This window comes from Paenibacillus sp. D9, assembly GCF_001188365.1.
In the GTDB taxonomy this organism is placed as follows: domain Bacteria; phylum Bacillota; class Bacilli; order Paenibacillales; family Paenibacillaceae; genus Paenibacillus_O; species Paenibacillus_O humicus.
In genome coordinates this window covers 5294512-5301512 of record NZ_JZEJ01000001.1, presented here as the reverse complement: position 1 = coordinate 5301512, position 7001 = coordinate 5294512, and the positions used below count along the sequence as shown (strand labels likewise).

Here is a 7001-nt window from a genome sequence, read left to right as displayed (position 1 = left end):
GCCGCTCGGCTCCCCGTCATCCGACTGCTTCTGGAATTCGTCCCTCTCGCCGACGATGTAGGCGGAGCAGTTGTGCGTGGCATTCCAGTGCTGCTTCTTGATCTCCTCGATGAAAGCGACCGCTTCGGCTTCGCTCGCGACGGGCCGGCCATGGCCGATGAAGCGGGATTTCCTGATGACGATTTCCTTGACGCCGGGCTCCCTCAGCGTCTTGTAGCGTTCAAGCATGGAATAGGAAGCGGTCCAGGCGGCCCTTACAGGCGCGCTTCGAGCTCCGCTTTTTCCTTCTCGTAGCCCGGTTTGCCGAGCAGCGCGAACATGTTCTTCTTGTACGCTTCGACGCCCGGCTGGTCGAACGGATTCACGCCGAGCAGGTAGCCGCTGATGCCGCAGGCTTTCTCGAAGAAGTACACCAGGTAGCCGAAGGTGTACGGCGACATATCCTTGATGCCCACGACAAGGTTCGGCACCTGGCCGTCCGTATGTGCCAGCAGCGTACCCTCGAATGCTTTTTTGTTGACGAAGTCCATCGTCTTGCCCGCAAGGAAGTTCAGGCCGTCCAGATCGTCCGTATCGGCTTCGATCTTGATCTGCTCGGTCGGTTCGCCGACTTGGATGACGGTCTCGAACAGGTTGCGGTTGCCCTCCTGGATGAACTGGCCCATGGAATGCAGGTCGGTGGAGAAGTCGACGGCAGCAGGGAAGATGCCCTTATGGTCCTTGCCTTCGCTTTCGCCGTACAGCTGCTTCCACCATTCCGACACGAAGTGAAGGGAAGGCTCGTAGTTGACGAGAATTTCGGTCGCTTTGCCTTTGCGGTACAGGGAATTGCGGGCCGCGGCATACTGGTAGGCCTCGTTCTCATGCACGTTTGGATTGCTGTATTCCTTGGAAGCATCGGCTGCGCCTTGCATGATGGCGTCGATGTCGATGCCGGCAGCGGCGATCGGCAGCAGGCCGACAGCCGTCAGCACGGAATAGCGGCCGCCGACGTCATCCGGAATAATGAAGGATTCGTAGCCTTCCTCGGTCGCGAGCTTTTTGAGCGCGCCGCGAGCGGCATCCGTCGTGGCGTAGATCCGCCTCCGCGCTTCCTCCTTGCCGTATTTCTTCTCCAGCTCGCCGCGGAAGACGCGGAAGGCGAGAGCAGGCTCGGTCGTCGTGCCGGATTTGGAGATGACGTTGATCGACCAGTTTTTGCCCTCAAGCGCTTGAAGCAGGTGAGTCACATAAGTGGAGCTGATGTTGTTGCCGGCGAAGAAAATCTGCGGGCCCTTGCGCTGTCCGTCCGGCAGAATGTTGTAGAAGGAATGCGACAGCATCTCGATCGCAGCGCGAGCGCCCAGATACGAGCCTCCGATGCCGATGACGACGAGCGCCTCGGAGTCGGATTTGATCTTTTCGGCGGCCGCCTTGATGCGGGCGAATTCTTCTTTATCGTAAGCGTTCGGCAGGTCGATCCAGCCCAGGTAGTCGGAACCTGCTCCGGTTCCGTTGTGCAGCTGCTCGTGCGCGAGGCGGATCGGGCCCTCGAGATTGTCGATCTCGTTCTGGCCAAGGAATCCAAGCGCTTTGCTGTAGTCGAATTGAATGGTTTTGCTCATGACTGGTACAGCCTCCTCATCTCGTTCGGGTCTTTATGTCGTCTTCCGGCAGCGGCGTGCCGCGCCGGACCCATACGCCCTCAGGCATGTCCTAAGGATACTGGATTACGGTATCGAAGACAAGCAACCGGAGACTCCTTCATGCAAGATTCACGAAGCCCGTAGTAGTCCGCTGGAGGCAGGCTTATGGTATGATGAATGTGGTTTCCGTCTCTGCCGCAGCGCAGGCGCGGATCAGTACGAAGAAAGTCGGTGAATCGCCATGACAAAACCTTCGATCGCCTTTATCGGCCTCGGAACGATGGGTGCCCCGATGGCATCCAACCTGCTGAAAAAAGGATTTCCGGTCTCCGTATGGAACCGGACGCCCTCCAAATCGGAGGAGCTTGCCGCCGAAGGCGCGCGCGCCGCGCAATCGCCCGCCGACGCTGTCGCCGAAGCGGATGTCGTCATCACGATGCTGAGCAACGATGACGTCGTGCGGGAGCTGTACCGCGGAGAAGGCGGCATTCTCGCCTCTGTCCGTCCAGGCACGGCGCTGGTGGACAACAGCACCATCTCCCCCGCCCTTGCCCGGGAGCTGGCGGATGCGGCGGTAGAAGCCGGATGCGGCTTCCTCGACTGCCCGGTTACGGGCAGCAAGCCCGCTGCCGTAAGCGGCACGCTCGTGTTCATGGTCGGCGGCGAAGCCGAGCTGCTGGAGCGCGTCCGTCCCGTTCTGGAGGCGATGGGCCAGAAAATCGTCCATCTCGGTCCTTCCGGCAGCGGCTCGGTCGCCAAGCTCGGCCATAATGCGATTGTCGGCATCAACAATCTGGCCCTCTCCGAAGGCCTCTCCATCGCCGTCAGCGGAGGCCTCGATCCCGCCAAGTTCCTGGATATCGTCAAGGCCGGAGCTGCGGGCAGCAAGGCGGCGGAGCTCAAATCGCCGAAGCTGCTGGAGCGCGACTACAGCGTGCAGTTCTCGCTGGCACTCATGCTCAAAGACCTCAAGCTTGCTTCCGCTTTGTCGGACGGGCTCAGCGTGCCCACCCCGATGCTGGAAGTGGCCAAAAGCCTGTTCCAAGCCGCGAACGCGGCCGGATACGGCGACGAGGACCTGATTGCGGTATCGCGTGTGTACGAGCAATGGATCGGCCGCGGGCTCGACGGCGGCGAATAAACGGACCCAAACAGGCTCCAGAGCGGCTATGCCGCCCTGGAGCCTGTTTGGTTTTCAAAGCGCAGGAGGCCTGATGGCTTGCGCCAAGCGCAGCCACGCCGGACAGCGCGGCCGTGAGGCTTTGAGCTGCCAGGATCGCGCTTAGCGAGACGCAGCCGGCCCTGCGCTTAGCCCAGTTCAGCCGATCGGCGAAGCTGGCAAACCCTTCCGCAGAAGCGTCAGCGTTCGCCTTTGAAGACGGATTCCTTCGCCTGCCTATTCAATCAGGGAATCCGGCTTCAACCGCGATTGGAGGAAGGGTCCGCACGCGCAGCCCGGGAGGCTACATGCGCTTAGCAAGGCGCAGCCTGCATAGCGAGACGCAGCCGGCCCTGCGCTTAGCCAGGCTAAGCCGACCTGCGAAGCAGGCGGAACCCTTCCGTAGAAGCGTCAGCGTTCGCCTTTGAAGACGGATTCCTTCGCCTGCCTATACAATCAGGGAATCCGGCTTCAACCGCGATCGGAGGAAGGGTCCGCACGCGCAGCCCGGGAGGCCCTGCCTGTACTTGGCAAGGCGCAGCAGGAAGCTGCCCGCGCTTATTCGCTAATATAGCTGCAGCAGTAATCCGTCACGCCGAGCACCTCGAGCTTGAAGCGGCTGTGCGCCGGCACCGTGAACTCGCCCTCGCCCTGGAAATGAATCCATTCATCGGAGCCTGGAAGCTGCACCTTCAGATTGCCGGCGAGAATCTCCATGATTTCCTTGCTGTCGGTGCCGAACTCGTATTCTCCCGGCAGCATGATGCCGAGCGTCACTTTCGAACCGTCCGGAAGCAGCACGGTGCGGCTGGTGACTTTTCCTTCAAAGTAGACATTCGCTCTTTTGACAGCGGTAACGTTTTCGAATTGGGACATGACGGTATGAGCTCCTTCATTAGGTAATGGAAATGATCAGGATGGATAACAGCTCCGTTCGGAGAGCGGCGAGGATCAATCCGTTCCCCCTTCACCGCTTTAGCATATCACATCAAATGAGAAACAAAAAGCCGCGGAAGGCAAAATGCCTGCCGCGGCTGACCGATTTTTTGACGGCTCGCCGGCAAGAATCGTAGATCGGTTTAAAGAAGCTCTTTGACCTTGCTCACGACGTTCTCGACCGTGAAGCCGTATTCCTTGATGACGCGGTCGCCAGGAGCGGATGCGCCGAAGGTGTTGATGCCGAGCACGGCGCCGCCGTCGCCGACATAACGCTCCCAGCCGAACGGATGCGCCATCTCGATGGCCAGGCGGGCTTTGACTTCCGGCAAAATGACGGAATCGCGGTAAGCCTTGTCCTGCTTGTCGAACAGATCCCAGCTCGGCATGCTGACGACGCGAGCCTGGATGCCCTCTTCGGCAAGCGCCTTCTGGGCGGCTACTGCAAGCTGAACCTCGGAGCCGGTGGCGATAAGCTGCACCTGAGGCTTGCCGTCGGCCGCATCGGAGATGACGTACGCGCCTTTTTTGATGCCTTCGCGGGCTTTTTCCGCAGAGCCTTCCAGAATCGGCAGGTTCTGACGGGTCAGGACGAGAGCGACAGGGTTCTTCGTATTCTCGACCGTGTAGGCCCAAGCCGCGGAAGTCTCGTTGCCATCCGCCGGACGGAGCACCGTCAGATTAGGAATGACGCGGATGGACGCCAGCTGCTCGATCGGCTCATGGGTAGGGCCGTCTTCGCCGACCGCGATGCTGTCATGAGTAAGCACATACGTGACCGGCAGGCTCATGATGGCGGCGAGGCGGACAGCCGGACGCAAGTAATCGGTGAAGACGAAGAACGTGCCGCCGAATACTTTGAGGCCGTGATGCAGCGCCATTCCGTTCATCGCCGCAGCCATGCCGAACTCGCGGATGCCGTAATAGATGTTGCGGCCTGCGTAGTTGTCGGCATGGAAGACCGGCAGATCCTTCAAATGCGTCATCGTGGAGCTTTCCAGGTCGGCAGAGCCGCCCAGCAGGTTCGGAACGTTTTTGGCCAGGCCGTTCAGCGCGTTGCCGGAAGCGACGCGAGTCGATACGGCTTTGTCCGAGGTGGAGTAGGCCGGAAGATCCTTGTCCCATCCTTCAGGCAGCTCGCCTGCGATGGCGCGCTCGAATTGAGCGGCGAGATCCGGATGAGCCGTTTTGTACTTGGCGAACAGCTCGTTCCAGGCCGCGTTGGCCTGCTCGCCTTTTTGCTTCACTTCGGCGAAATGGGCGCGGACTTCATCCGGTACGAAGAACGGCTCTTCCGATGCCCACTCGTAGAATTTCTTGGTCAGAACGGTTTCTTCCGCTCCGAGCGGGGAGCCGTGGGTGCCGCCGTGGCCGCCTTTGCCGCCCTTGTTCGGGCTGCCGTAGCCGATCATCGTCTTGACCTCGATCAGGGTCGGCTTGCGCAGCTCGGCTTGTCCCTTCGCGATGGCCTCGGCCAGCGCATCCAGATCGTTGCCGTCTTCGACGCGCAGCACCTGCCAGCCGTAGCCCTCGAAGCGCTGCTGGACGTTTTCGGAGAAGGAAAGGCTCAGCTCTCCGTCCAGCGAGATGTTGTTGGAATCATACAGCATGATCAGCTTGCCGAGCTGCAGATGGCCCGCCATGGACGCCGCTTCGTTGGAAATGCCCTCGGAAAGGTCGCCGTCGCCGCAGATCGCGTACGTGAAGTGGTTCACGATGTCGAGGCCGTCCTTGTTGTATGTGGCGCCGAGCTGCGCTTCCGCCATTGCCATGCCGACAGCCATGCCGATGCCCTGGCCGAGAGGTCCGGTCGTGGCGTCGACGCCTGCCGTATGGCCGTATTCCGGATGGCCCGGCGTTTTGGAGCCCCACTGGCGGAAGTTCTTCAGGTCGTCGATCGACAGGTCGTATCCCGACAGGTGAAGAAGGCTGTACAGCAGCATCGAGCCGTGGCCTGCGGACAGGACAAAGCGGTCCCGGTTGATCCAGGTCGGATTCGCCGGGTTGTGGTTCATCGCTTTGGCGAACAGCTGGTAGCCCATCGGTGCGGCGCCCATCGGCATGCCGGGATGGCCGGAGTTGGCTTTCTCGACCGCATCGATCGAGAGCGTGCGAATCGTCGTAACGGATAGATGGTCGATGGTTTGTTGGGTTGTAGCCATATTTTTTCTCCTCCTAATATCGGACGGTGCGTTTCTCCTGGTCTTGCCTGTTGAACATCTTATCGGAGCTCAAGCCCCGCGGATGTGAAATATTGTACCACTCAGCTTGTATCATTTCCATCTGCTCCATGCTTTTAGCCGGATGAAGGTTTCATGAAACGGCGGAGAGAATCAACCGTGAAAGACGACGGTTTTGTTCTGATGGACGAGAATCCTGTCCTCGGCATGCCACTTCACGGCCCGCGCCAGCACGACCCGCTCGATCGTGCGGCCGATCCGCTTCAGGCTCGGCACGTCGTCCCGATGGCTGACGCGCTGCACGTCCTGTTCGATGATCGGTCCTCCGTCCAGCTCTTCAGTCACATAGTGGGCCGTCGCCCCGATGATTTTGACGCCGCGGTCGTAGGCTTGCGCATAGGGCTTGCCTCCGACGAAAGCGGGCAGGAACGAATGGTGGATGTTGATGATTCGGTTCGGGAACTGCTCGATCACTTTAGGCGATACGATCTGCATATAACGGGCGAGCACGATGAGATCCGCATTGCGGCCGATGATTTCCAGCTGCTTGCGCTCCGCCTCGGCTTTCGTCTCCGCCGTGACCGGAACGTGATGGTACGGAATGCCGAACGATTCAACGAGCGGCTGCATGTCGGGATGATTGCTGATGACCATGGCGATATCGACATCGAGGTCGCCCGCCTGCCACTGCCAGAGAAGCTCAAGCAGGCAATGGTCTTCCTTCGAGACAAATACCGCCAGCCTTTTCTTGCGGCTTGCCCTGAAGGTATGCCACTTCATTTCGAAGCGGTCTGCAACCCGGGCGAAATCCTCCTGCAGAACCGGAAGCTGGGCGTCCATGTCGCTCAGGTCGAATTCAAAGCGGATGAAGAACATGCCTCCCTCCGGATTCATCGTATATTGGTCGGATTGGACGATATTCGCTCCGTGCTCGTACAGAAACTGGGATACCGCGGAGACGATGCCCGGCCGGTCCGGACAGGAAATAAGCATGCGCGCGCGTCCGGATTTGGACGGGGCGTCGACAGAAGAGTTGGTTGGCAATGGCATGAGAGAATTCTTCCTTCCGTGTGTATAATGCTGACGATTCACAGCGTGCTT

General features: G+C 59.9%; 6 protein-coding genes. 1 reads left to right on the top strand and 5 read right to left on the bottom strand.

What is annotated here, in order from left to right; all coding sequences use genetic code 11:
- A partial coding sequence (locus VE23_RS27530; RefSeq protein WP_232317027.1) for a YigZ family protein occupies positions 1–228 on the bottom strand: 228 nt, incomplete at its 3' end.
- Positions 229–254: 26 nt separating this feature from the next.
- Complete coding sequence (locus VE23_RS23735; protein WP_021879476.1) at positions 255–1604, bottom strand: glucose-6-phosphate isomerase; 1350 nt, start codon at positions 1602–1604, stop codon at positions 255–257.
- A gap of 262 nt (positions 1605–1866) precedes the next feature.
- Here VE23_RS23735 and VE23_RS23730 point away from each other — a divergent pair, with 262 nt between their 5' ends.
- Positions 1867–2766: an NAD(P)-dependent oxidoreductase gene (locus VE23_RS23730; RefSeq protein ID WP_049869353.1), complete on the top strand. Its 900-nt coding sequence runs from the start codon at positions 1867–1869 to the stop codon at positions 2764–2766.
- 576 nt (positions 2767–3342) lie between these two features.
- On the opposite strand, the gene ppnP is transcribed toward VE23_RS23730, so the two are convergent.
- From ppnP to purU, 3 genes are all read right to left on the bottom strand, one after another.
- Positions 3343–3660, bottom strand: a complete 318-nt coding sequence (gene ppnP / locus VE23_RS23725) for a pyrimidine/purine nucleoside phosphorylase (RefSeq protein WP_049869351.1) — start codon at positions 3658–3660, stop codon at positions 3343–3345.
- A gap of 203 nt (positions 3661–3863) precedes the next feature.
- The gene (gene tkt, locus VE23_RS23720) at positions 3864–5882 is read right to left on the bottom strand and encodes a transketolase (protein ID WP_049869349.1); all 2019 of its coding nucleotides are present in this window, start codon (positions 5880–5882) and stop codon (positions 3864–3866) included.
- Positions 5883–6053: 171 nt separating this feature from the next.
- Entirely contained in the window at positions 6054–6950 is an 897-nt protein-coding gene (gene purU / locus VE23_RS23715) for a formyltetrahydrofolate deformylase (protein ID WP_048747081.1), read from the bottom strand.
- Positions 6951–7001: the final 51 nt, after the last annotated feature.